The organism is Vibrio sp. 1069 (assembly GCF_033340555.1).
In genome coordinates this window covers 1-974 of sequence record NZ_JAWOWP010000146.1, presented here as the reverse complement: position 1 = coordinate 974, position 974 = coordinate 1, and the positions used below count along the sequence as shown (strand labels likewise).

General features: G+C 47.1%; 1 protein-coding gene. It reads left to right on the top strand.

The genetic code is table 11. The features are described 5' to 3' along the window. Window positions 1–70: 70 nt before the first annotated feature. Window positions 71–974: GNAT family N-acetyltransferase (locus R7040_RS25035; protein WP_318097363.1), on the top strand; the 904-nt coding region annotated here is incomplete at its 3' end.

Below are 974 nucleotides of genomic sequence, written 5' to 3'. Positions count from 1 at the left end.
GGTATCTGTCTGCTCAAATTTATGGCATTCTCATCCATACTATTTAAAAAGGATAAATGGATAGTAGGATATGGACAGCAACACGCCAAGACTCTCTTTACGCACCATTGAGCCGACCGATTACCCAGAGCTCGCGGAATTAATGGACCTCGTTTTTCCTGATGTGGGCGGCTCATGGCCACGCCTGACCATCATGGATCTCATTCATCAGTTTCCCGATGGACAAATCTGTATTGCGGATACCGGCAAAATTGTCGGCGCTGCGCTGCCGATCAAAGTGGACTACAACCGATTTTCACTTCCTCCCCTGTACACTGACATCATCACCGAAAATAACGTCATTCAGAACCAAGTGACAGGCGATGCCATGTATGGCCTAGATGTGTTTGTTCACCCTGATTACCGTGGGCTTCGCTTGGGCCGACGTCTTTACGACGCGCGCAAAGAGCTGTGCCGCAGCAAAAACTTTAAAGCGATACTAGCCGGTGGTCGCATTCCGAATTACCACCAATACGTGGATGAACTGAGCGTTGCAGAGTACATCGACAAAGTAAAACGCCGCGAATTGCACGACCCGATCCTCTCCTTCCAGCTTGCGAATGACTTTGATGTTAAACGCATCATGCGTGGCTATTTACCAGAAGATAACGCTTCAAAAGGCTACGCCACGTTGCTAGAGTGGGATAATTTTTTCTACGAGGAAGACATTCAATCCGTTCACGACATTGAGAAAACCTTAATTCGCATTGGCGTGGTGCAATGGCAAATGCGCGCGATGAACGATTTGGAAGACTTGCTCGATCAAGCCGAGTTTTTTATCTCCTCTCTGGCCAACTACAAAGCCGACTTTGCTTTGTTTCCTGAGTTCTTCAATGCTCCGTTGATGGGATTGCAAAACGATCAAAACTCGGTTGAAGCTATTCGCTTTCTTGCTAGCTTTACAGAAGAGATCAAAAACCGTTTCTCGCAAATGG